The sequence below is a fragment of the Eubacterium album genome, assembly GCF_025336545.1.
GTDB lineage: Bacteria > Bacillota > Clostridia > Lachnospirales > Lachnospiraceae > Eubacterium_U > Eubacterium_U album.
Map to the genome: position 1 here is coordinate 200,122 of NZ_JAODBU010000007.1, position 24,581 is coordinate 224,702.

General features: G+C 30.5%; 23 protein-coding genes, 1 other RNA gene and 1 other annotated feature. Of the genes, 16 read left to right on the forward strand and 8 right to left on the reverse strand.

What is annotated here, in order from left to right; genetic code table 11:
- The first annotated feature begins 30 nt into the window (after window positions 1–30).
- The 3 genes from N5B56_RS08465 to N5B56_RS08475 all read left to right on the forward strand — a co-directional run bounded on the left by N5B56_RS08465 (window position 31) and on the right by N5B56_RS08475 (window position 3,500).
- On the forward strand, window positions 31–615 hold the full coding sequence (locus N5B56_RS08465) for a hypothetical protein (protein WP_260978733.1): 585 nt from the start codon (window positions 31–33) through the stop codon (window positions 613–615).
- A gap of 200 nt (window positions 616–815) precedes the next feature.
- Window positions 816–1,994 carry an iron-containing alcohol dehydrogenase gene (locus N5B56_RS08470; protein ID WP_260978734.1) on the forward strand — a complete coding sequence of 393 codons (1,179 nt, stop codon included), beginning with the start codon at window positions 816–818 and terminating at the stop codon, window positions 1,992–1,994.
- A 153-nt stretch (window positions 1,995–2,147) separates the two neighbouring features.
- The gene (locus tag N5B56_RS08475; RefSeq protein WP_260978735.1) at window positions 2,148–3,500 is read left to right on the forward strand and encodes an MATE family efflux transporter; all 1,353 of its coding nucleotides are present in this window, start codon (window positions 2,148–2,150) and stop codon (window positions 3,498–3,500) included.
- Window positions 3,501–3,561: 61 nt separating this feature from the next.
- Here the strand turns inward: N5B56_RS08475 and N5B56_RS08480 are convergent, their stop codons facing one another.
- Window positions 3,562–4,353, reverse strand: a complete 792-nt coding sequence (locus tag N5B56_RS08480; RefSeq protein ID WP_022089793.1) for a YibE/F family protein — start codon at window positions 4,351–4,353, stop codon at window positions 3,562–3,564.
- Window positions 4,344–5,465, reverse strand: a complete 1,122-nt coding sequence (locus N5B56_RS08485) for a YibE/F family protein (RefSeq protein ID WP_260978736.1) — start codon at window positions 5,463–5,465, stop codon at window positions 4,344–4,346. Before N5B56_RS08485 ends, N5B56_RS08480 begins: the two co-directional genes overlap by 10 nt.
- A 359-nt stretch (window positions 5,466–5,824) precedes the next feature.
- Here N5B56_RS08485 and N5B56_RS08490 point away from each other — a divergent pair, with 359 nt between their 5' ends.
- Window positions 5,825–6,379, forward strand: coding sequence for a phosphatase PAP2 family protein (locus tag N5B56_RS08490; RefSeq protein WP_260978737.1), 555 nt, complete (start codon window positions 5,825–5,827; stop codon window positions 6,377–6,379).
- Between the two features lie 184 nt (window positions 6,380–6,563).
- On the opposite strand, the gene N5B56_RS08495 is transcribed toward N5B56_RS08490, so the two are convergent.
- Window positions 6,564–8,114, reverse strand: coding sequence for a M15 family metallopeptidase (locus N5B56_RS08495; RefSeq protein ID WP_260978738.1), 1,551 nt, complete (start codon window positions 8,112–8,114; stop codon window positions 6,564–6,566).
- A gap of 554 nt (window positions 8,115–8,668) precedes the next feature.
- On the opposite strand from N5B56_RS08495, the gene N5B56_RS08500 reads away from it, so the two are divergent.
- The 7 genes from N5B56_RS08500 (at window position 8,669) to N5B56_RS08530 (ending at window position 14,333) form a co-directional block, all read left to right on the forward strand.
- Window positions 8,669–9,043: a GntR family transcriptional regulator gene (locus tag N5B56_RS08500; protein ID WP_022089797.1), complete on the forward strand. Its 375-nt coding sequence runs from the start codon at window positions 8,669–8,671 to the stop codon at window positions 9,041–9,043.
- Between the two features lies 1 nt (window position 9,044).
- On the forward strand, window positions 9,045–9,908 hold the full coding sequence (locus tag N5B56_RS08505) for an ABC transporter ATP-binding protein (protein WP_022089798.1): 864 nt from the start codon (window positions 9,045–9,047) through the stop codon (window positions 9,906–9,908).
- Window positions 9,905–10,558, forward strand: coding sequence for an ABC-2 transporter permease (locus N5B56_RS08510; RefSeq protein WP_260978739.1), 654 nt, complete (start codon window positions 9,905–9,907; stop codon window positions 10,556–10,558). The genes N5B56_RS08505 and N5B56_RS08510 overlap by 4 nt, the downstream gene beginning before the upstream one ends.
- Window positions 10,559–10,624: 66 nt before the next feature.
- Window positions 10,625–10,864, forward strand: a binding site (T-box leader).
- 101 nt (window positions 10,865–10,965) lie between these two features.
- Complete coding sequence (locus N5B56_RS08515; protein ID WP_260978740.1) at window positions 10,966–12,183, forward strand: aminotransferase class I/II-fold pyridoxal phosphate-dependent enzyme; 1,218 nt, start codon at window positions 10,966–10,968, stop codon at window positions 12,181–12,183.
- Window positions 12,184–12,321: 138 nt separating this feature from the next.
- On the forward strand, window positions 12,322–12,834 hold the full coding sequence (locus tag N5B56_RS08520; RefSeq protein ID WP_022089801.1) for a flavin reductase: 513 nt from the start codon (window positions 12,322–12,324) through the stop codon (window positions 12,832–12,834).
- A gap of 45 nt (window positions 12,835–12,879) precedes the next feature.
- On the forward strand, window positions 12,880–13,578 hold the full coding sequence (locus tag N5B56_RS08525; RefSeq protein ID WP_022089802.1) for a GTP pyrophosphokinase: 699 nt from the start codon (window positions 12,880–12,882) through the stop codon (window positions 13,576–13,578).
- The gene (locus tag N5B56_RS08530; protein ID WP_260978741.1) at window positions 13,575–14,333 is read left to right on the forward strand and encodes an exodeoxyribonuclease III; all 759 of its coding nucleotides are present in this window, start codon (window positions 13,575–13,577) and stop codon (window positions 14,331–14,333) included. The genes N5B56_RS08525 and N5B56_RS08530 overlap by 4 nt, the downstream gene beginning before the upstream one ends.
- Before the next feature lie 128 nt (window positions 14,334–14,461).
- On the opposite strand, the gene N5B56_RS08535 is transcribed toward N5B56_RS08530, so the two are convergent.
- The 3 genes from N5B56_RS08535 to N5B56_RS08545 are packed head-to-tail and all read right to left on the reverse strand — an operon-like array spanning window position 14,462 to window position 17,514.
- Entirely contained in the window at window positions 14,462–15,895 is a 1,434-nt protein-coding gene (locus tag N5B56_RS08535) for an ABC transporter permease (RefSeq protein ID WP_260978742.1), read from the reverse strand.
- Window positions 15,888–16,841, reverse strand: a complete 954-nt coding sequence (locus N5B56_RS08540; RefSeq protein WP_260978743.1) for an ABC transporter ATP-binding protein — start codon at window positions 16,839–16,841, stop codon at window positions 15,888–15,890. Before N5B56_RS08540 ends, N5B56_RS08535 begins: the two co-directional genes overlap by 8 nt.
- 1 nt (window position 16,842) lies before the next feature.
- Complete coding sequence (locus tag N5B56_RS08545) at window positions 16,843–17,514, reverse strand: hypothetical protein (protein ID WP_260978744.1); 672 nt, start codon at window positions 17,512–17,514, stop codon at window positions 16,843–16,845.
- Between the two features lie 345 nt (window positions 17,515–17,859).
- Here N5B56_RS08545 and N5B56_RS08550 point away from each other — a divergent pair, with 345 nt between their 5' ends.
- Window positions 17,860–18,834 (forward strand): Gfo/Idh/MocA family protein, encoded by a 975-nt coding sequence (locus tag N5B56_RS08550; protein WP_260978745.1) that lies wholly within the window; start codon window positions 17,860–17,862, stop codon window positions 18,832–18,834.
- Window positions 18,835–19,043: 209 nt separating this feature from the next.
- Here N5B56_RS08550 and ssrA read toward each other — a convergent pair.
- Window positions 19,044–19,387, reverse strand: a transfer-messenger RNA (tmRNA) gene (gene ssrA / locus N5B56_RS08555).
- Window positions 19,388–19,464: 77 nt separating this feature from the next.
- The gene (locus N5B56_RS08560; RefSeq protein ID WP_147586488.1) at window positions 19,465–20,265 is read right to left on the reverse strand and encodes a formate/nitrite transporter family protein; all 801 of its coding nucleotides are present in this window, start codon (window positions 20,263–20,265) and stop codon (window positions 19,465–19,467) included.
- Between the two features lie 297 nt (window positions 20,266–20,562).
- On the opposite strand from N5B56_RS08560, the gene N5B56_RS08565 reads away from it, so the two are divergent.
- The 4 genes from N5B56_RS08565 (at window position 20,563) to hisH (ending at window position 24,574) form a co-directional block, all read left to right on the forward strand.
- On the forward strand, window positions 20,563–21,690 hold the full coding sequence (locus N5B56_RS08565) for a hypothetical protein (protein WP_117909566.1): 1,128 nt from the start codon (window positions 20,563–20,565) through the stop codon (window positions 21,688–21,690).
- Window positions 21,691–21,793: 103 nt separating this feature from the next.
- Window positions 21,794–22,471: a response regulator transcription factor gene (locus tag N5B56_RS08570; RefSeq protein ID WP_022089811.1), complete on the forward strand. Its 678-nt coding sequence runs from the start codon at window positions 21,794–21,796 to the stop codon at window positions 22,469–22,471.
- Window positions 22,471–23,982 carry a sensor histidine kinase gene (locus tag N5B56_RS08575; RefSeq protein WP_260978746.1) on the forward strand — a complete coding sequence of 504 codons (1,512 nt, stop codon included), beginning with the start codon at window positions 22,471–22,473 and terminating at the stop codon, window positions 23,980–23,982. Before N5B56_RS08570 ends, N5B56_RS08575 begins: the two co-directional genes overlap by 1 nt.
- Window positions 23,966–24,574, forward strand: a complete 609-nt coding sequence (hisH, locus tag N5B56_RS08580) for an imidazole glycerol phosphate synthase subunit HisH (protein ID WP_117909562.1) — start codon at window positions 23,966–23,968, stop codon at window positions 24,572–24,574. The genes N5B56_RS08575 and hisH overlap by 17 nt, the downstream gene beginning before the upstream one ends.
- Window positions 24,575–24,581: the final 7 nt, after the last annotated feature.

Below are 24,581 nucleotides of genomic sequence, written 5' to 3' on the forward strand. Positions count from 1 at the left end.
AAAGATATAAGAAGTACAAGGAGAGATAAAATGAAACAGATTTGGAGCAATTTTAAAGAAAAACATCCTGAATTAGCAAAGTGGTTATACCAGATTTTCTACTTTATAGTATTCAGCGAAGGTGTAACAATATTTCAGTATTTAGTATTTACATTTATGCCAAAAATGTTAGGTGTCGGACTTGCAGGAACAGAGTTTATGTGGCCACAGATTGACATGCATATATTTGGTGTAGATTTTACTTGGAGCTTACTTGGATACAATGTTGTAAAAAATGCAGCAGGTGTAGTAGTAATTGGTGGTGGATTAGGATATTTCATCAGTTATGAATTAGGTTCATTTTTAGCACAGTGTATTAACTTCCCATTACAGAGAAATATTACATTTAAGAGTAAAGGGAATCCATGGTATCAGGCAATGTGGTATTTCATAGCATGGGTTGTAATTTCACTTATCTGTAACGGATTTAATAATTTATGGATGCCTATAGCATCAGCATATGTATCACCTGCAATTTATAACATACTTGTAACATTTATTACAGGCGGTGTATCGATGATAATATTCTTCTTCGTATTTAAAATTATTTTCCCTGAAGGAGAAAAGGATAAATAGATTGATTTATAGTAAATAAAATTATATTAAAAATTAAAAAGCCATAAACAAATAATAAAGAGGATGCTTTCAGAAAATGGAAGTGTCCTATTTTGCTTGAAAAAATAATATCTTAAAAAATAAATTGAAAAAATAATAAATGAAGAATAAAATAAGGTAGAGAATTTAATAGTCAACAAACAGAAAAGAGGTAATGAAATATGTACAATTTTGAATATTACACACCAACATTTATAGAATTTGGAAAAAAATCAGAAGAAAAAGTGGCACAGCTTATAAAGGCACAGAATTGTAAAAAAGTTTTGATTCATTACGGTGGACATAGTGCAAAAAAATCAGGATTAATTGATAAAATAGAAAAATTATTAACAGAAGAAAATATACCATATGTAGAATTAGGAGGAGTTGTTCCTAATCCAAGGCTTTCATTAGTTTATAAAGGAATTGAGTTAGCGAAAAAAGAGAATGTTGATTTTATTCTTGCAGTAGGTGGAGGAAGCGTTATCGACTCTGCAAAAGCAATCGGATATGGAATTGCAAATGAAGGAGATGTATGGGATTTCTATGCACAGAAGCGTGTTACGGATAAATGTGTTCCTGTAGGTGTTGTTCTTACAATTGCAGCAGCAGGAAGTGAAATGAGCAACAGCTCAGTTATTACAAATGATGAAACAGGACTAAAGCGTTCATATCATACTGAAATTTCAAGACCAAGATTTGCAATAATGAATCCTGAATTTACAATGACATTACCGGAATATCAGACGGCATGTGGATGTACAGATATAATGATGCATACAATGGAGCGCTATTTTACAGCAGGAGAAACGATGGAACTTACAGATAAAATAGCAGAATCTGTAATGCAGATAGTTCTTAAAAATGCACCAATTCTTTTGGAACAACCGGATAATTATGAAGCAAGAGCAGAAGTAATGTGGGCAGGAAGTTTGTCACATAACGGACTTACAGGATGTGGTATTAAAAACAAAGATTTTGCAACGCACATGTTAGAGCATGAATTAGGCGGAGTATATGATGTGGCACATGGAGCAGGATTAGCTGCTGTATGGGGAAGCTGGGCAAGATATGTATATAAAGAATGCCTTGGAAGATTTAAGAAATTTGCAATAAATGTAATGAATGTTGAAGAGGTAGGAAGTGATGAAGAAATTGCTTTAAAGGGAATAGAAGCAATGGAAAAATTTTATCATAGCATTGGAATGCCAACATCAATAAAAGAGCTTGGATTAGACCTGACAGATGCAGATATAGAGAAACTAGCAGACCAGTGTTGTGATGCGTGTGGTGGACATAAAGGCTCAGCGAAGGTTCTATATAGAGAAGATATTGTAAAAATTTATAAAATGGCAAGATAATATAATGCAATGACACATTAAAGATAATATATTGTAAAGTGTCTAAATAATATACAAAAGCAGATTTTATAAAAAGTTTTTAAAAGAAAGAGAATATATTGGGGAAAATTACATGCACATTAAATTTTAGATTAAGTAAAATTTGGAGAAAAAATGAGTAAAGTAAAAAATAAACAAATGGACATGATACATGGACCAATGTTTTATAAGATATTGTTCTTTGCACTTCCATTAGCCGCAAGCAGCATTCTGCAGCAGTTATTTAATTCGGCAGATGTGGCTGTAGTTGGAAGATTTGCAGGAAGTGCAGCTTTAGCAGCTGTAGGAGGTAACAGTCCCGTAATTAATTTGCTTATAAATATGTTTGTTGGATTATCAATAGGTGCAAATGTAATAATTGCAAATTTTATTGGACAGGGAAGAGAAGACAAGGTTAAAGAAGCAGTACACACTGTTATGTCAGTGGCACTTATAAGCGGAGTATCATTGCTTGTGATAGGTATAATCATAGCAAAACCAATTCTCTTAATGATAAATACACCATCAGAAGTTATAAATCTTGCAGTACTATATTTAAGAATTTATTTTTTAGGAATGCCATTTGTCATGGTTTATAACTTTGGAGCAGCGATACTAAGAAGTACAGGTGAAACCAGAAAGCCTTTATATTGCCTTATTATTTCAGGAATTATAAATATATTACTAAATTTATTACTTGTAATAGTATTTCATTTAAGCGTTGCAGGTGTTGCCATAGCAACAGTTATAGCAGATGGAGTTAGTGCTTTTTTAGTAGTATATTTTCTATCGCATAGTGATGATGCAATAAGATTAAATATTAGAGAATTATCGTTAAATAAAGAAATAGTTGTTAAGGTAATCAAAATAGGAGCACCGGCAGGATTACAGGGAGTTGTATTCTCTTTGTCAAATGTATTTATTCAGTCAGCTATTAATGGATTTGGAACACATGCGATGGCAGGTTCTTCTGCGGGATTAAATTACGAATATTTTACATATTACATGATAAATGCTTTTAATCAGACAGCGGTTACATTTACAAGCCAGAATTATGGAGCAAAGGATCTTGAAAGATGTAAGCGGGCATTTAGAATAAGTCTTGTTACAGGTATGGCATTAACACTTGTCATGAGTTTTATTTTTGTGGGCGCAACGGACTTTTTCGCAGGTATCTATACAAATGATCCTGTAGCAATAAAATATGCGATAATAAGAATGAAACATGTAACTTTACTAGAATGCCTTACAGGCGTATATGAAATATCAGGAGGAGCGCTCAGAGGAATGGGACATTCACTTCTTCCGGCACTACTTACTGTAATAGGTTCCTGCGGATTTAGAGTAGTATGGTTATATACAGTATTTAAGGTTGTTCCGACATTTACAATGCTTATGAATGTATATCCTGTAACATGGGTAATAACCGGGACAATGGTAATGACCTCATATTTGATTATTAGAAAAAGAATAGAAGCAGGACAATAGGTAAAGATTAGTAAAAGACTATATAAAATAAATTAAGACAAAAAATTTCGGAGGGATTAGTTTAGTCCTCCGAAAATTTTGCAATGAAATTATGAATTTTTTTATTTCTGCATATGATTGCATAAATAAAAGAAGTAAGAGGTATTATTATTAAGCAACCAATACATGATAATAATAAAGAAAAGATTTCCTGAAAAAATGAAGAAGAATTAATAATGGTATTAGTTGAATATACATAAGTACGGTAATAAATAAACAACATAAGAGATTCACCAAGGAAAACAAATGATAAAGTGTTTACTGTTGTTCCTAATATATCTTTCCCAATAACAGCTCCTTCATAAATGAGCTTTCTTTTAGAATAGTCTGGATTATGAATAAATATTTCGTGTAAAGATGAGGATATAGCCATACTTGTGTCAATAACTGCACCTAATTGGCCCCACACAAAAGCAACCATTAAAATATTTACCATTTTAAATTCAACTGCGCTTCCTAAAAAGAAAACCTCTTCTTCCTGCATTTCAATCTCATTAAATCCACCAATATGTCCTTTAATACTGAAAATATAAATAATCACGCATGAAAAAATGCAGACCATTAAAACAGAAATCAGGCTGCTAACAGTTTTAATGTTCAATCCATTCTGAAATTTTATTGTAACAAGGCAAAATACCAAAGAACTTACAATTATAATCAAATAAGGTGAAACTCCAATTAAGAGGAGAAAAATACTAATTGCTCCAATAAAAACATTGCAAACTAAAGTTATAAATGATTTTGCACCTCTTTCGCCACCTAATACAAGCATTAGAACAAACAAAATGAAAAATAATATATAAACTATTCGCATTTTCTAAATCCTTTCTTAAATAGTAAAACAGCAATAATTCCTGAAATTGGAAGAGAAATAACAATCCCTATAGAACCAATTAAAAATCTTACAATATCAAAAATATAATCAATAGTAAAAACGGATATCAGGTTGTATCCATTACTCAATTTTAAAATAATAATAGGTAAAGAACTGCTTAAGTAAGCAAAAAATAATACATTAATCATTGTTCCCATTACATCATAAATAATTTCATATATTGAATTTACAAGTTTACTGTAGGAAACAGATGGATTTGTGGCAACAATTTCACTTACAGCAGTATTAATGGTAATTGCATTGTCCATAACCGCACCTAAAAGACCAAGCAATGAACTTAAAAAGAATATATCTTTAAGAGGCAGTGACGCAACTTCGTATTGCTGCATGTCGTAAGGCAAATCACCATTTGCATAAATTGTTACATAGTATAAAGCGGCAATGATTAATACAGATGCTAAAGTTGAAATAATTGCTCCTAAAGTCTTTATATGAAAACCACTTACCAAAATAAGAGTAACAACTGTGAAAAGAATTATTTCACATATCCACACGGGAAAATTGACTGAGTCTTCTGTAATAAAATTCATACAATATATAAAAGAGCAGATATTAATAATAACTGAAATTATAGTTAAAAATCCTAAACGTCCTGAGGTAAAGATAAGTAAAAGCATAACCATTCCAATAAGTAAAAATAGAAATGAATCACGTTTTGGAGAAATATTTGTTGCAGTTAAATTATCGTTACTTTTTTTTATAGAAGCAAATAATTTATCACCCTTATTATATTTTACAGAGGTAATTTCTGATTCAGAGTATGAATTATCAAATGAAACAGTATGACCTTTGTATTTACCATTTAAAATTTTTGCCTTAATGTTTTGCACAAATGTATTTTCTGTTTTACCGGTCGGACTTGTATTAACACCCGCATTTGATGTGGAAATATCAGTAATTTTTATTATTGTCCTTTTGTAAAAAGATTCATTATTAAAAATAAATAATGTCATTATAAGAAAGCAACCGATTAAAAGACAGAATTTAAATATAAGTTTATTATTGCTTTTTAAAAGTGCTTTAAAGTTCATAATAACTCCTGTTTTTTTAATTATTCAGCCATGAAGATAAGAATAAATCATTGTTGATATATGAAAATTTTTTAGCACATATTCTGAATAATTATTATATTTTATTTAATCTATTCTAACAAAATAATATAGATTTTTAAAAGTAATTTGTCAAATGAAATCGTTATCTAAATTGTTAACATAAATTATTTATTAGTATAAATTTTATTTGTATTATTAGTGTGAAAATTTGGTGGTAAAATTTTTTTGTTGTTAATGTAAATTTTGGCAACAAAAATTTTATTCGTTTATAATATTTTAGATATGTGATAGTATATTATTGCTTAAATTAAGAAAGATAAATATACGTGAGGTAATGTATGATAGATAAATTGTTAGATATAGATGGTAATATTCTTCTTTGGATTCAGGATAATATAAGAAATGATATTTTGACTCCAATTGTTAAATTTATAACTTCACTTGGAAATGCAGGAATGATTTGGATTGCAATAACATTAATTTTGCTAATTTTTAAAAAAACAAGAAAATTAGGTGGAATATGTGCATTATCTCTTATATCATCACTTGTAATTAATAACTTTATTTTGAAAAATCTTGTGGCAAGAGTAAGACCTTATAATCAGATTTCTGCATTAAATTTGATAATTGAAAAGCAAAAAGATTGGTCATTTCCATCAGGTCATACTGGAAGTTCATTTGCATGTGCATGGGCAATATTTAGAAATGCTCCAAAGAAATATGGGGTACCGACATTAATCCTTGCAATATTAATTGCACTTTCACGATTATATGTCGGAGTTCATTTTCCGAGTGATGTTTTAGCAGGAGTTGTCACAGGAATATTGTCAAGTTATGTAGGTCAGTTTTTATTTGAAAAAATAAGCGAAAAAATTAAAACTGATAAACAGTAGGTAATCTATATGCTTTTAAATTAAAAAGAAAGACTTTAAAAAGTATATATAAGAAAAAATATAAGTAAAAAGCAATATAAAAAATTATGAATACAAAGAACATAATAAAAGGTGTATTTGCCATTTATGTAATAGTAATCTGTTACTGATTATTTTAATGGCTAATACACCTTTTATTTGCTATTTAACCTCCAAAATAAGAGAAGTGCATATAATCTTTACGCTCACCCCAGAATCCTCGGCTAAATCCATATTTTTCAAGAATTTTTACCAAATTACATTTCAAAGGTATTGAGTATTTATTTTTCTTTGGCTTCCAGAAAGAACCGGCAAGAATTTGTTTCCCCTGGACCATATAGTTTTCGTTTGAATTGATGTCAAAGGCAAGGCCTAAGCAATGCTCAGAAGTTGATGAATTTCCGCGCCAATTATAACAACCGATATCATGTATTGGGAATCTTTCCTTGCTTTTATAAATTTCTTTAAACATTTTATCTACAGAAGGAGCAACACCTTTATGAACATAGAGATAAAAAGTTCTCGTATATTTTTTACCATGCCTGTTTATATCCCAAACTTTAGCTTTTACTAATTTCATATTTTTCCAAGCTTGTTTGCTGTTTTTGTATTTATAAATATTTTTATTACCAAATATACGTTTATGTCTGCTTGTGTAATCTTCATCTTTGTATGTGTAGTAATCACAGTATTTTGTATATGTCTCAGGTTCAATACTTTCTAATTTTTTACCTTTTACATTTACATATCCAAATACTTTGTAATAATAAGCAACTCCATTTGTAAGTTTTTTCTGTGTATAAGAAGTGGTTGAGTTACTTTTTATTGTTTTTAATTTTTTGTAACCTGAGTCATAGGATGTTGAGTAATAAATAATATATCCGTCAGCATCATTTAAATTTTTCCAGGTAATTGTATTTGTACCAGGTTTATTAGATGCAGATTTTTTAATTTTAGTTGCATCGATTCTTACGATATCTGATAAAGCAGAAGAAATTGTACCTGAATATTTTTGGCCATTAAATAACACATAAGGGCATACTTTATAATAATAAGTTTGTCCTACAGTCAGATTACAGTCCGTATATGATAATGCTGAATTTTCATAGAAAGAATCATAATATGACAAATTATTATTTGTGGCTGAAGAATTTATATAATCACAAATTAAAGTAAAATCAGAATCCGGATTAGTGCTTCTATAGATATAATAACCTGAAGCATCTGATACAGGATACCAGTTTACTGTCATTGATTTTCCACTTGAAGCTGTAACAGATTGAAGTGCGACCTGATTAAGAGGTATGAGTATCTGATTAGAAACAACTTCATCACTACATATTTCGCCAAAATAATAGTCGTAAGTATAAGCTACGATTTTATAATAATAAGGAACACATTTTGAAATATTGTAATCAGTGTATGATGTGCTGTATCGTGACAATGTAGTTAATAATTCATAAGCCCCATTTTCTGAAGTGGCTCTGTAAATATAAAATCCATTAACATAATAGTTGTCATAGTTCCACGTAAGTGTAACAGATGAAGAGTAAGAATCAGATGAAACAGTTGCGGTAAAATCTGTAGGGGCATTAGGTTTTGTAACAGTTGTTTCTGTCTCTTTCTCTTTCTCGTCAAATGCAAATGCATCTACATGAAAAAATGCTCCTAGTGAAAGAGCAAATATAATAGTCATAACAAGACTAAACTTTTTCATAATAAAAATCCTCCTTTATTTACAAATTCATAGTGTGCTAATAAACATATTCTTGAAAGAATACCTGCGCTATTTGTTACTTTCCGGATTAGACATAATTATATGTATCAAACACGTCATTTTTTCTTTTTTTCTGCGCCGTTTATGGTACCTAAAAAAGTAAAACTCGCCTAAAGGCTCAAACATTACTTTTTCAGGTACACTATGCTCGCAAAAATAGAAAAAATTTCCTATCGTTTGATACATATAATTATGTCTAATCTGAGATACAAACAAATATCTGTGGTATTAAACAAAAATTGCTTTTGTTTTGAACTGACAAAAATAAATGTTGTTTCCAGACAAAATAGTAACATATATATAATATGACATGTTTCTATAAAAATCTACTTTTATTAATTAGAATATTCAGCAAAAAATTTTGCACTAAAAATTTTGATTCCCCCAATATATATAATTAAATCCACTCTAGTAAAGATAAAAAATAAACAGTATATAACAGTTGACAGAACAGTTTGTACTGTTATATACTGTTTATATAAGGAGGGAGTTATATGAATCTTATAATTAATAATTCCTCGCAGACACCTATTTATGAACAAATTGTTGATCAGGTTAAGGAACAGATAATAAGAGGAAATCTTAAGGAAGGTAATGCACTGCCTTCGGTAAGGGCAATGGCGAAAGAACTTAGAATTAGTGCTTTAACAGTAAAGAAGGCATATGATGCATTAGAGCAGGAAGGTTATGTTGTAACAGTTCATGGAAAAGGCAGCTATATTTCTAATATTGGTAGCAATATTAAGTTAGAGGAACTTAGAAGAGAAGTGGAAAAAGATTTTGAAACTGCCATTAGAAAGGGAAAGAGAAGTGGAATGACTGATGATGAGATAAAAGAATTGTTAGAACTTATTTTGGAGGATATGTAATATGATTGAGATTAGTAATATAAAGAAAAACTATCAGAACTTTAGGCTTGAATGTTCGTTAAATATTGCGCCAGGTAGAATAACAGGAATCATTGGAGCTAATGGAGCGGGAAAGAGTACTTTGTTTAAGGCGATTCTTGGTTTAATTAATCTGGATGAAGGACAAATAAAGATTTTTGGAAAAGACAGCAGAAAGTTAGATGTACACGACAAAGAAAAATTAGGAGTTGTGCTTGCAGAGAGTGGATTTAGTGAATATTTAAAAGTTAAGGCACTGGTTCCGATATTAAAAAATATGTATCCGGATTTTGATAAAGATATGTTTTTGAATAAATGTAACAATTTTAACATTCCACTTAATAAGATGATTAAAGATTTATCTACGGGAACAAAGGCGAAATTAAAAGTAATAGTAGCTATAAGTCACAATGCTGAAATATTGATTCTTGATGAGCCAACAGCAGGATTAGATGTTATAACAAGAAATGAAGTTTTAGATATTATTAGAACATATATGGAAGAGGAAATGCGAACTGTAATCATAAGTTCTCATATATCAAGTGATTTAGAAAATTTATGTGATGATATTTACATGATTAATGATGGTAAAATAATTTTGCACGAAGATATGTATAAACTTTTAGATTTGTATGGAGTTATAAAGGCAAATGAAGAACAGTATGAAAATTTAAAATCAGATACAAATTATAAAAATATAATTCTTTGCTGCGAAAAGGAAAAATATGGATATAAATGTATAACTAACGACAGAAAATATATAGTTGATAATTATCCGGAAATAGTTATAGAAAAAGGCAATATAGATGAATTAATTATGGTTTTAGTGAAAGGTGAGAAGATATGAAAGGTTTAATAATAAAAGATTTTCAATTACTTTTTAGTAATAAAAGGATTTTGTATATAGTATTTGCTATAGCACTATTCAGTGCGATGATGGGAGATGGAATAACACTTACATATATTTCATCTTTTGTTGCAGTAATGTTACAGGTTAGTGCATTGGCTACGATTTCATATGATAATTATCAGCATGGAAACACTTTTTTAATGACATTACCGTTAAAAAGAAAAGATTATGTGATAGAAAAATATATTTTTTGCAGTATTATTGCATGTGTTGGAATAATGTTTTCATTAATTCTGGGTTTATTAGCCAGAATGAGAACAAATCATATGAAAATAGAAATAGTTGTCGGAATAGTTATTGCAATAGTATTTTTAATTTACTCCTTTATAGCAATTCCTCTGGAATTAAAGTTTGGAAATGAAGTAGGAAGGACAATACCATTTATTATAGGAGTGGTAATATTTTTAATTGCACAGATTTTAATACAGGTTAATGATAGTTTATTTGATTCAATTATGAATTGGTTAAATAAATTAGAAAATATAAGCGATATAACCGCTTTAATGATTGCGATTGCAGCATTTGTGATTGCATTAACAATAACGATTCCAATTAGTATAAAAATCATTAATAAGAAAGAATTTTAAAAAAATATAAAATCAAACGGTTGAAATTTATTTTATTAAGTGATACTATACTAAAAGATTAGATTAATAAAGGCTGTGAAGGAGAGGAGTAACTTTCGGAGAGTTTATAGAGAGAAGATGGTAGCTGGAAATCTTCAATGAACCGTTAGTGAAGCAGTTCCGGAGCTTTGAACCCAACGGCATTATTGCTTAGTAGGCTTCAACGGGTTCTCCCGTTACAGAGAGATGATGTGGATGTGCATCAGCAGAGTGCAGAATAATAAGTTCTGAATATTAGGTGGTAACACGGAGTAATTCGCCCTAAACGTTTAACAACGTTTAGGGCTTTTTTTATGCATGACAAATCCATATTTATGAAAGTCCGTTTTCAATGAAAACGAAATTTTGATTATCAGGAGGTAAATGAAATGAGAACATTTGAGAAATCATCAAAATTAGATTATGTATGTTATGATATTAGAGGACCAATTATGGACGAAGCCCAGAGAATGAGTGAACAGGGAATTGATATTTTAAAATTAAATATTGGAAATCCTGCACCATTTGGATTTAAGGCACCAAAAGAAATAGAAGAAGCAATTGGAAATAATGCTGCAATTACAGAGGGATATTCAGATTCAAAGGGACTTGTATCAGCAAGGGAAGCAATCCTTAAATATTGTCAAAGTAAGAATATGCCGAATGTATCAATTGATGATATTTATACAGGAAATGGTGTAAGTGAATTGATTACAATGTCAATGAATGGATTATTAAATTATGGAGATGAAGTTTTAGTGCCAATGCCTGATTATCCATTGTGGACTGCATCAGTTACTTTAGCAGGTGGTAAAGCAGTTCATTACAGATGTGATGACAAGCAAAACTGGTATCCTGACATTAAAGACATGGAAAGTAAAATCACTCCGAAGACAAAGGCAATTGTTGTTATAAATCCAAATAATCCAACAGGTGCATTATATCCGACAGAAATATTAGAGCAGATAGTTGATTTGGCAAGAAAACATGAATTAATATTATTTGCTGATGAAATATATGACAGACTTGTTATGGATGGAAAAGAGCATATAGCTCTTTCGTCATTGGCACCTGATTTATTAACTGTAAGTTTTAACGGATTATCCAAATCACATTTAATAGCAGGTTACAGATGTGGATGGATGGTCCTTTGTGGAGAAAAGAAACATGCAAAAGGCTACATAGAAGGAATTAAATTACTTTCAGCTATGCGTTTATGTTCAAATGTTCCTGCACAGTCATTAATTCCGGTAGCACTTGATAATTTGGAAAGCACAAAAGAATTACTTGTTCCGGGTGGAAGAATTTATGAACAGAGAGAAGTGATTTATAATGCTTTAAATGAAATAGATGGGCTTTCAGTAGTAAAACCTACAGCAGCATTTTATATGTTCCCTAAGCTTGATATTAAGAAATTTGGTATTATAGATGATGAAAAATTTGTTCTTGATTTCCTCAAGGAAAAACATATTTTATTTACTCATGGTGGAGGATTCCATTGGGATCAACCGGATCATTTTAGAGTTGTATTTTTACCTGAAGTGTCTGTTTTATCGACAGCAGCAGACAGACTCAATGACTTCTTAAGCGCATATCATCAGAATTAAAGTATTATAATGAATTAATTTGAATATCGTGGTAAAATGAGACTAGGAATGTTCTTTGACTTGAAAGAAACTTTCCTAGTCTTAAATATGCAGTAAAAAAGTCTGCATAAAAAGAAATATATAACGGAGGTTGCTAAAATGAGTAATTTTAAAGAGATTACACCGGAAGAATATAAAGGAAACGTATTTAATGATATAGGAAAAAAATGGATGCTTATAACAGCTGCTAAGGATGGAAAAGTTAATACAATGACTGCTTCATGGGGCAATATGGGAGTTATGTGGGGAAAAGATATTGTATCAGTGTTTATAAGACAGACAAGATTTACAAAAGAGTTTGTTGATAATGCAGACTGCTTTTCAATTTCATTCCTTGACCATGAAAAGTATGCAAAGGAACTTAGTTATTTAGGAACAGTATCAGGAAGAGATGAAGATAAAATAAATAAAGCAAATCTTCATGTAGAATTTAGCGGAGATGTTCCTTATATAGAAGAAGCAGATGATGTTATGATTTGTAAAAAGATGTTTAGACAGACTATGGAACCGGACGCTTTTATTGATAAAGAAGCATTAGAAAAATGGTATAGCGATAAGAATTATCATGACATGTATATGGCATCAATAGAACATATATTAGAAAAAAAATAATAAATGCAGGGTATTTTGTACCACATGCAAAAGAAAGGATAAGTATTGAAAGTAGGGCATATTAGAGATTATTTCATCCGTGGAATACTAAAAACTGACACATTTCAGAAAGTGCATGAAAATATAATGCCAATGAATGAATTAATGGCATATTACAGATGTGCTATTATGGAGGTAGAAACTAAGTTTAAAGTACTGAATGAAGAATTTTCACTTCAGTATGACAGAAATCCAATTGAAACTATTAAATCAAGATTAAAATCAGCAGATGGTATTGTTGAAAAATTGAACAAAAAGAATTTACCATTTACTGTTGAGGCAATAGAAGAATATATTAAAGATGTAGCAGGTGTAAGAGTTATCTGTTCATTTGAAGAAGATATATATCTTTTAGCAGACTGCTTATTAAAGCAGGATGATATAGTTTTATTAGAGATGAAAGATTATTTCAAAAATCCTAAGGAAAATGGATATAGAAGTTTACATTTAATTGTAGAAGTACCGATTTTCCTAAAAGAGGGAAAGAAGTATATGAAGGTCGAAGTTCAGCTTAGAACTATCGCAATGGATTTTTGGGCTACGCTTGAACACAAACTAAGATATAAAAAGAACATAAAACCGGAAATACTAGAAGAATTATCACAGGAATTATATGACTGTGCAGAAATGACAGCAAAGCTGGATGCTAAGATGTCATTGATTAAGAACAGACTTTCACAGGAAAACGGAGAAGAAATCAGATGAAAAAACTAATATCATGGAATGTAAACGGATTAAGAGCCTGTCTTGGAAAGAATTTTATGGAATTTTTTGATTATGTAGATGCAGATATATTTTGTTTACAGGAAACAAAGATTCAGGAAGGACAGGTAGACTGGAATAAAGAAGGATATTATGCATATTGGAATTATGCAGAAAAGAAAGGATATTCAGGAACAGCAATCTTTTCAAAAGAAAAGCCTTTAAACGTTACTTATGGCATAGGCATTGAAGAACATGATAAAGAAGGAAGAGTAATTACATTAGAATTTGATAATTACTATATGGTTACAGTGTATACTCCAAATTCTCAAAATGGTCTTGCACGACTTGAATATCGTATGAAATGGGAAGATGATTTTAGAAATTATCTATTAAATTTAAAGAAAAATAAGCCTGTTATAGTAACAGGAGATATGAATGTTGCACATAAAGAGATAGACCTTAAAAATCCTAAAACAAACAGAAAGAATGCAGGATTTACTGATGAAGAAAGACAGAAAATGACGGAACTTTTAGAGGTAGGATTTATAGATACATTCAGATATTTTTATCCTGATACAGAAGGAATATATTCATGGTGGTCATATAGGTTTAAGGCAAGAGAAAAGAATGCAGGATGGCGTATAGATTATTTCCTTGTATCTGATGATTTAAAAGATAAAATAATTGATGCACATATTCATACTGAAATAATGGGCTCAGATCATTGCCCTGTTGAGTTAACAGTAGAATTATAAAAGAAATAGGTTGTGATTCAGTTAATGCAATTGGTGATTGAGGTTGAGTTAACAGTAGAGTAGTAAAATAAAGGTTACAGATTATCATATATAGTGATTAGTCTGTAACCTTTTTATAATAAGTTTAATTAAACATTTCTTCTTGTAAATGCATCATGTGCAATAAACAGGAATAAGAAAATGTGTATTGCAATAACGCTAACTGAAAAAATAGGTGTCATACCAAAGAATGTAAATGAATTTTCAACAATGTTTGAGAATGACATATTTGCAAATATCGTGTAACGTACAAAGTCTAATGATAACATTTGTGCAATTGAAACAGCCATATCCGAACCTAAGTAAATCATGATTGGAATTGCAATTGCTATAGCTGAATTCCTAAATAATGCTGATAACATAAATGCTATGATGGCAGTAATCATTATTGCTCCAAATGTCATGAAGAAATTAGAGAGGATATGTAACAATCCTGAACTTGCAATAATGCTTCCGTTTTTAACTATTAACAGAGGTGTAGATAATTCTCCCGTACCAAACACAATAATAGTGAGTAAAACAGATAATACATATGATAATAATGTTAAAACAAATCCATATGTTAAAAATGTAATAAATTTGCTCCAAAAGATTTTGTATCTTTTCACAGGTGTTATAAGTAAGAATTTAATTGTTCCATTAGAAAATTCAGATGAAACAGTGGTTCCGGCTAAAATAATCAAAATAAGAGCAATAATAATTGTAGCATTAATACATCTTTTTAAAGATAAAAATGCATTGCCTGTGTATATATATGGTTCATATGATGACATCTGAGGATCAGGGTTTTTATAAATAACTGAATCAGTATTATTTTCTAACTGATATTTTGCTATCAGATAATTTGATTCAGTAGTATTAAATTCTGTTTCGTCATATGAAGCACCACTTTCTTTTGTTGAAAGTAAATCGGAATAGCTAGTATCATATTGTGAAAAATTAGATATAAGACTGTATTTTTGAGCGTTTGAATCAGGATCTATATCATTTTTTAAATAGTTTTCATAAGTATCCTTTAATAATTTAGCACCGTCTTTTGTATGACCATCGTTGTTAATTGAATCGGCAGTTAACTGAATATAACTTTTCCAATCATTATCTTTAAGTGAAGAAACAATTGTATCACATAATTTTTGATAATGTTCACGGTCTTCATTTGAGTTGACTAAATCAGATGAACCATCTTTATCAAATGAATTAATTGAACTTAAATATGAATAGTAATCGCTTAAAGCATTTGATTCCCAACGTGAATTGTCATATATATCTTGCATTGTATAATCAAGAGATTTAGCAAGTTTTAATTCTTCTATATACGCATCGTCTCTATATTCATCAGTTTCACTAGTTGCATATTGTAATTCCTGATCAATAGAAGAGTAATAAATATCATCGTTATTATTACAGGAAAATTTTGTAAAAACTGAAATGCCAATTATAAATAATACAATGGCTGCAAGAAAGAAATAAGTGCTTTTTTTATGAAATAATTTTGAATATTCGTTTTTGATTAAATTAAGCAATTTGGTTACCTCCTTTTACGTTAGTTATTTCCATAAAGGCATCTTCAAGTTTCTGGTTTTCAATAGGAATAATGGCGTAAATGCTGATTTTGTTTTTAACAAGTAAATCTGTAATTGTAGAAACAATGTCTTTAGATGAATCCCTGTTAATCTTTAATTCAAATGTAGTATCGCCTGTTATTGAATTTACAATATCAGGGTTATAGTCTGTAATGATAGTAATAGCAGAATTACTGTCTGATACTTCAAAGTTGTAAGTTACATCCTGACCTGATACAATATGAAGCATATTTTCCATCGTATCAACACTTAAAATATTTCCGTTTGACAAAATAGCTACTCTGTCGCACATTAATTCCATTTCGCTCATAAGATGACTTGATACTAAAACGCAAACATCTTCTTTGTGAGCCATATTTGTTAAAATATCACGTAACTGTTTAATTCCTGCAGGGTCAAGACCGTTGGTAGGCTCATCTAAAATTAACACTTTAGGATTGTGCAATAATGTAATAGCAAGTCCTAAACGCTGTCTCATACCTAGAGAATATTTGCCTACTTTTTCATTTATACGATTTGATAAACCGACAAGCTCAATTACTTCGTTAACTCTTTCAATAGTTACTGACTTGTGTAAACGTGCATATTGTAAAATATTTTGCTTACCGGTCATATATTTATAAAATTCAGGATTTTCAACGATAGCTCCGATATTTTCCATGGCAGCTTCAAAGTCATGCTCAAGACTTTTTCCGTTGATTAAAATTTCACCATCATCTATATTGAGCAAACCTGTAATCATTTTAATTAAAGTTGTTTTACCGGCTCCGTTTGGACCAAGAAGGCCGAATACTTCACCTGTTTTTGTTTCAAATGATACTTTGTTTAAAACAGTTCTGGAACCAAATCTTTTTTCTATATTCTTAATTTCCAATGCTGTACTCATGTTAATCCTCCTTATCGTCAAGTTTTGTGCAGTTTGAGTCTGTAACATAACTGTCCCAGGTACTTATTTTCCATTTGCCTGATTCATAAGTGTAGTAAATAGTACCTTCGCAAGTGCAGTTTACTTTATAATAATCATTAGTTGAGGCGTTGTTGGAATCTTGTGAATCTTCAGAACCATCATCGTAATAATCATTATTGTAATCGCTAAGTGTACAAATAGTACCCGGTGTAAATACTGTAGATGTTTCTTTTCCAACGATATCTACTGTGTATTTTATATTTGCACTGGCAATTTTAGGACCGGCTTTTGAAATCTTAACTGACTGAACTGAACCGGATGCATCTTTTATATCAAATAAAGAATTGTCAGAGTCAAGAGTAGAATCTAAAGTTGCTTTCATGCCTGAGATAGTAGAACCACTTGATGAATAATGTTTATCTGTCCAATAATTATTTAACATGTCTGTAATAAGTTCGCGATGTTTATTTAAATCAACTGATTCAGAGTTTGTTTTTAAAACATCGTTTATATAATTTTCAGTTGTTTGTCTAATAGTATCTTTTTGTGTTGAGAATGTTATGTAATCAACAGAAACGTAGATTACAAGAATAACAAGACAAATAGCAGACAATATAATTCCACGATTTGTCTTCTTTAAAAATTTCTTCATAAAAAATAACCTCCAATTTGTTTTGTGAATTTATAATATCAAACTAAAAAATGTTTTTCATTTATAAAAAATTAAAATTGTCTTAAGATAGGAGCATCAAAGTCAGGGATATGACTTCGTCATTTATAAGTAACATATAATAACAAATAATAAAAAATAATAAAAAATGATAGCGAATAATAAAATGTGTTTGAAAAAACATAAAAGTAATGTAAAATTAACTATATGAATGATAGGAAAGATTAAAAATATAGTTGGAAAAAGAAATTGTTTTATATATACTATTCCAACCAATATCAGTTAATCAAAGGTAGGAAACAATACATATTAAAAGGAGGAAAGTGAATGATAAATTTTGCAACGATAGGAACAAATTTTGTAGTTGATTGGTTTTTAGAGGCGGTAGAACAATGTGATAACTTATGCTATGTGGCAACATATTCAAGAGATAAGGAAAAAGGAGAAGCATTTAGCAAAAAGCATAATGGGAAAATGGTGTTTACGGATTTGAATAAGCTTGCTAAATGTGATGAAATTCATGCAGTATATATTGCAAGCCCTAATAGCTTACATTATGAACAGACTAAACTTTTGATTGAAAATGGAAAACATGTAATGATTGAAAAGACAATTACAAGCAATCAAAAAGAATTAGAAGAATTAATAAATTTGGCAATAAAGCATAATGTAGTAATAATGGAAGCAATGAGAAATGTAATTGACCCGGGATTTTTTGCTATAAAAGAAGCAATAGAACTTGTTAAGCCTGTTAGAAGAGTAAGCTTTCAATATTGTCAATATTCATCAAGATACGATAAATATAAGCAGGGAATATTTGAAAATGCATTTCGTAAGGAATTTTCAAATGGAGCATTAACGGATATAGGTGTATATTGTGTGCATCCGCTTGTAAAATTATTTGGTATGCCACAGGAAATAATGGCAATGGCACAAATATTACCTGATAGTATTGATGGACAGGGAACAATAATTGCAAAATATCCTGAAATGTTGGCAGAAGTATTGTATTCAAAGATAACAAATTCAAAGATACCTAGTCAGATTCAGGGAGAAAAAGGAGCAATTATTATTGAGGACATACCTAACCCGAGAAAAGTAAAAGTTATTTTTAACGATAATACGGAAAAGATAATTAAAGTGCCTGAATGTGAAAATAATCTTGTATTTGAAGCAAAAGAGTGGGCACGACTTATTGAAATTGGAAAATTTACAGACGAACATATTAAATATTCACATATGTGTGTTAAAGTTATGGATGAAGCAAGAAGGCAACAGGGGGTTGTATTTCCAGCAGATTAGGGAAGGTAGCAAGTTCTAATTCAAATGATGCACCACAGGAATTTGTTGTAATTGGAATGAAATAGTTATAATTAAATTTCAAATAAAAAATACACCTCATTTCGAGGTGTATTTTTATTAAAGATTATTGGAACAGACGCATTCAAAGGCGAACACCGTCCGCAAGCGTCTGCGTAGGCAATATGCTTACTTCGTAAGCACATTACATGTAGTGGACTAGACGGGAGTTGAACCCGTGTCCAAAAGCCTCTCCATTGTACTTCTTCTATCATAGTCAGTTATTTAACATTCCCTTAAACAAACCGGAACTAACACCGTTTTGCTCTTAGTAGCTTCATAAAATCACTGAAAGCGCAAAGCTTAGCAATCAGAGTTTCCTGCTAAAGTCGATGCCAATATCAGGGCCGCAGGCAACCTTGTATTGACAGCTGCCATTAATTAGGCAGCGTAAGCTAAATTATCTTCAGCGTTTAATTTTAATTGTATGATTTAACGCATCATCTACGGATAGCTTCTCCAACTTCAAAACCCCTGTCGAAACCAGTACTAGCCCTTACTGGAGTAGGTAAAAGTCTACCTTGGTCTTTTATTTTAAAACATATTTTAAATATAGTCAATTGGAAATATTGTCTATTTTTGCTTTGGTGTATATAAGTTAGAATACCAATATAAAACTCCGATTCCAACACCACCAATGATATTACCGATAGTTACAGGTAATAAATTTTTAACGATGAAGTTCCACCAGCTAAGACCTGTTACATCTAATCCATAATTTCCATACATCTGATTAATGAATAAACCACCACTTATATAACTCATATTTGCAACGCTATGTTCAAAAGCACAAATAACGAAAACGATAATAGGGAAGAATAAACATATAATTTTGCTTGCAGCAGATTCGGTCATAAATGTCATAAATACTGCAACACATACTAAAATATTACAAAAAATACCTTTAATAATGGCATCAGTAAATGAAATATTGCATTTAGATACAGCAGTACTTAAGAGATTTGTTGCTAATTGTCCATTAAATAAAGTATAAACATGACCGTATGTACATAAAAATGTAAATACAACACTTCCTATAAAACTTCCTATATAAACAACAACCCAGTTCTTAAGCATTTTCGCTACAGAAAGTTTTTTCTCAAGAACAGAAATAATCATAAGGTTGTTACCTGTAAATAACTCACTTCCGTTTAAAACTACCATTGCTAAACCAGCAGGGAAGATACATGCATTTATCAATCTTGCTATAGCTGCATTTTCTAATGAACATGATGCAGCGGCAGCACCGGTTCCGGCTATGGAAATAAAGAATCCGGCTACAATTCCTAATACCAACATTTTTAATGTAGGTAAATTACCTTTGACAACACCTACTTTTGAATAGCGTTCAGTTGCTTCTCTTGTACTAATCATTTTTGTTACCTCTATTTTTATTTTTTCTTTTTTGTTCCCCCTCAAATATATAAAAAACCAAAGATATTTTTACCATATATTAACGCGAATGTAAAGGTTATAAACATAGAAGAAACACAATAAATGACAACAAATTATATAAAGTAACAAAATTGTTATTAAAAATTAATAAAATTTACGACAAAAATAATATTTTCTTTTTAAACAAATTATTGTATTATAGGCGTATCGTAAATAAGTATGCCTATTTAATAGGTAAGAAATAAAAATAATAGTTACGCTGTAGCAGGAGGGATTATGAGAAGATTAGCATTATTAATGATTTTTAGCATTGTAGCTACTATGACTTTTGGATGTGGAAAAACGGAAGGAGAAGAAAAGAGTACAAAAGAGGAAGTAACTACAATTCAGGAAACAGAAGAGCCATTGGAAACAAAAGATGACAAGGTTGATTTGTTAGAATACATAGATGAATTAAAAAGAGTAGCTTATTATTTTAATATGAAAGAATCTGATAGTGAAAAAGGAAATGTAGAGCAACATTGGAAAGGAAATGGCATCGAAATAAATGTAATTAAAGGTTCAAGTCAGAAACTTCATGACTATAACTATCCTGATTTTCAAATTATTGTAACTGATAATGATGAAATTTCAGTGCTTGGATACTCTTTAGGGGATGAGATTAATTATTACATGGATCCTGTAGTTGAAAAAATGGGATGGGATGTTAATTATGATGGAAGACTTGATGAAAAAAGAAGTGTTGTATTTACGAAAGTTGCAGATGACAGAATACTCTATGTTTCATTTACATCAGATGACAAAGATATTACACAAATGGAAATATATACAGATTATAAAGAAGTAGTAAATGAAGTAGTACAGGATAAACAGAAAGAACTATATGAAAAATACGAAAAAACTTTGTATAAATTACAAAGCAAAGACCCAAATCAAAATGTTGAGTTCGCAAAAATAGGAAATAATTATTATCCATGTATGCTTGTGTGGAGTAAGGAAAGCCGCGAAATGAAACTTTATTATTTGAATAAAAAAGGTAAAATTGCCCATACTAAAGCATTTCAGTCTATGACATATAATCAGGATGGAACAGTTACGCTTGTTAATAATATAATTGGGAATACACAAATTGTTGTATGCCAATACAAGGATGAAAAGTTGAAAGTTATTTCAAGACTTGTAACTGACAACTCAGGAAATACAAAAAAATATCTAATAAACGATAATGAAGTAACAGAGAAAGAATATAATAAAGTCGTAAACTCATATAAGAGAGATAACGACAGATATAGAACATATTCTTATAATGGAGCTGAATACAGTGGATATGAAGACGTTTCGCATGCACTTTCAGCATTAGAAACAAAAATTCAGCAAATTGAGCAGGCAGAAGCAGAAAAATAACTATATTTCATAAAATCATCACATATTTTGTGTTATATTTTACATTATAGAAGTTGAAATGTTATTTCTATATGAAATATTAGTGCTGCGGAGGTACACATAAATGGATGAATTAAAGATTTTAGTTGTAGATGATGAATCAAGAATGAGAAAACTTGTTAAGGATTTCCTTGTAAAGAAACAATATAAGGTATTAGAAGCAGGAGACGGCGAAGAAGCAATTGAGGTATTCTTTGGAAACAAAGATATTTCATTGATAATTCTTGACGTTATGATGCCTAAAATGGACGGTTGGGAAGTATGTAAGGAAATAAGAAAATTTTCAAAAGTCCCAATCATAATGCTTACAGCAAAAAGTGAGGAAAATGATGAACTTAAAGGATTTGAACTTGGAGTTGATGAATACATATCAAAACCTTTCAGTCCTAAAATATTAGTTGCAAGAGTTGATGCAATTTTACGACGTGCTAATAAAATTGGCGCTGATATGACAATAGAAGCAGGAGATATTAAGATAGATAAGGCTGCTCATATTGTTAAGGTTAAAGATAAGGAAATTGAACTAAGCTTTAAAGAATTTGAATTGTTGACATATTTTATTGAAAATAAAGGAATTGCTCTTTCAAGAGAAAATATTTTAAATAATGTATGGAATTATGATTACTTTGGAGATGCCAGAACAATAGATACACATGTCAAGAAACTTAGAAGTAAATTAGGTGACTGTGGTGATTACATAAAGACTGTTTGGGGCATGGGATATAAATTTGAGGTAAACTAATGAAACATTCAATTAAGTATAAACTGCCAATATTAATCATTGTAATTATGACAGTAGCTATTGCGCTTGCATCAACATTTGGAACAGCTTTTATTGAAAAATATTATATTTCACATAAAAAAGATGTTATTGTTGCTGTATATAATAAGATGGCTCAGGTTGTAAAAGAAGATAAGGATTTATCTGAAAGCGACAACGTACAGGCGCTAAATGATGAGTGTGAAAATGCCGGTGTAACAATAATTATGATAGACAGTTCCGGAAACACAATATATGAATATGGTGCAGGAAAGACATTACAAAGACGTTGGCAGGAAATGATATATGGTGCGGCATTTGGAGCCGAAAGAGAAAGAACTATTATAGAAAAGAATGACAATTATACGATGCAAAGAGCCAGAGATTTATTGTCTGACCAGGAATATTATGAATTGTTTGGAACATTAGATTCAGGCTATTACTTTGTAATCAGGGTATCGGTTCAGAATATGAGGGAGACTCTTAACATTACAAATAAATTCTATTTGATTCTTCTTATATCTATGACTGTTGTAATGACAATTATGATGATTATAGTAACGAGAAGATATACGGACCCGATACTTGAACTTGCAACAATTTCAACAAGAATGTCAAATTTGGATTTTGATGCTAAATATACAGGAAAACATAAAGATGAAATAGGCGTTCTTGGAAATAGTATGAATGAGTTGTCAGCTAAATTGGAAGGGACAATCCTTGAACTTAAAAAGGCAAATATAGAACTGCAAAAAGATATCGAGCAAAAGATTGAAATTGATGAGATGAGAAAAGATTTTATTTCAAATGTATCTCATGAATTAAAAACACCGATTGCTCTTATTCAGGGATATGCAGAAGGTTTAAAGGATAATATTAATGACGACCCTGAAAGTATGGAATTTTATTGTGATGTAATTATTGATGAGTCAGATAAAATGAACAAAATGGTTAAAAAACTGCTGGCACTTACACAGATTGAATTTGGAAATAAACAGGTAAATATCGAAAGATTTAATCTTGTTGATGTCATGGAAGGCATTATTAAATCCGTTCAGTTAAGAGCGGAGCAGGAGAATGTTAAAATAATATTTGAAAATAAAGAACCTGTATATGTTTGGGCAGATGAATTTCAAATTGAGGAAGTAATTACAAACTATGTAAGTAACGCATTTAACCATATTGACGGAAAAAGAATAATTGAGATGAAAATTGTAGAAAAAGATGGTATAGTAAGAATGTCAGTCTTCAATACCGGTAAACAGATTCCTGAAAATGAATTGGAAAATGTTTGGATTAAATTCTATAAAGTAGATAAGGCAAGAACCAGAGAATATGGTGGAAATGGCATTGGACTTTCTATTGTTAAGGCGATTGCTGACAGTATGAATAAAAAATGCGGAGTATTTAACCATGAGGATGGTGTTGAATTCTGGTTTGAATTAGATGGAAAAGCTTCAGAGGAAGGACTGGAATATGATAGCAATAATTGACTATGATGCAGGAAATATTAGAAGTGTTGAGAAGGCGTTTCAATTTCTGGGAGAAGAAACGATACTAACACGAGACAAGGATGTAATTTTAGGTGCAGACAAAGTTGTACTTCCGGGCGTAGGCTCATTTGGTGACGCTATGGAAAAGCTTAATAAGTATGATTTAGTTGATACTGTGAAGGAAGTTGTGTCACGAAACATACCATTTCTTGGAATATGTTTAGGCTTACAGTTATTATTTGAAGAAAGTGATGAAACACCGGGAGTAAATGGACTTGGAATTCTACCGGGCAAGATTATAAAGATACCTGAAGGTGAAGGTTTGAAAGTTCCACATATTGGATGGAATTCGTTAGATTTTCATAATAATGGAAGATTATTTAAAGGAATAGATGAGAAAGCATATGTTTATTTTGTTCACTCTTATTATTTGAAAGCAGATGACGAAAACATCGTAACAGCAACTACTGAGTATGGTGTACATATACATGCGTCCGTTGAGAAAGAAAATGTATTTGCATGCCAGTTTCATCCGGAAAAGAGTGGAGATATAGGACTAAAAATATTGAAAAATTTTGCAGAGATAAATTAGTTATTTC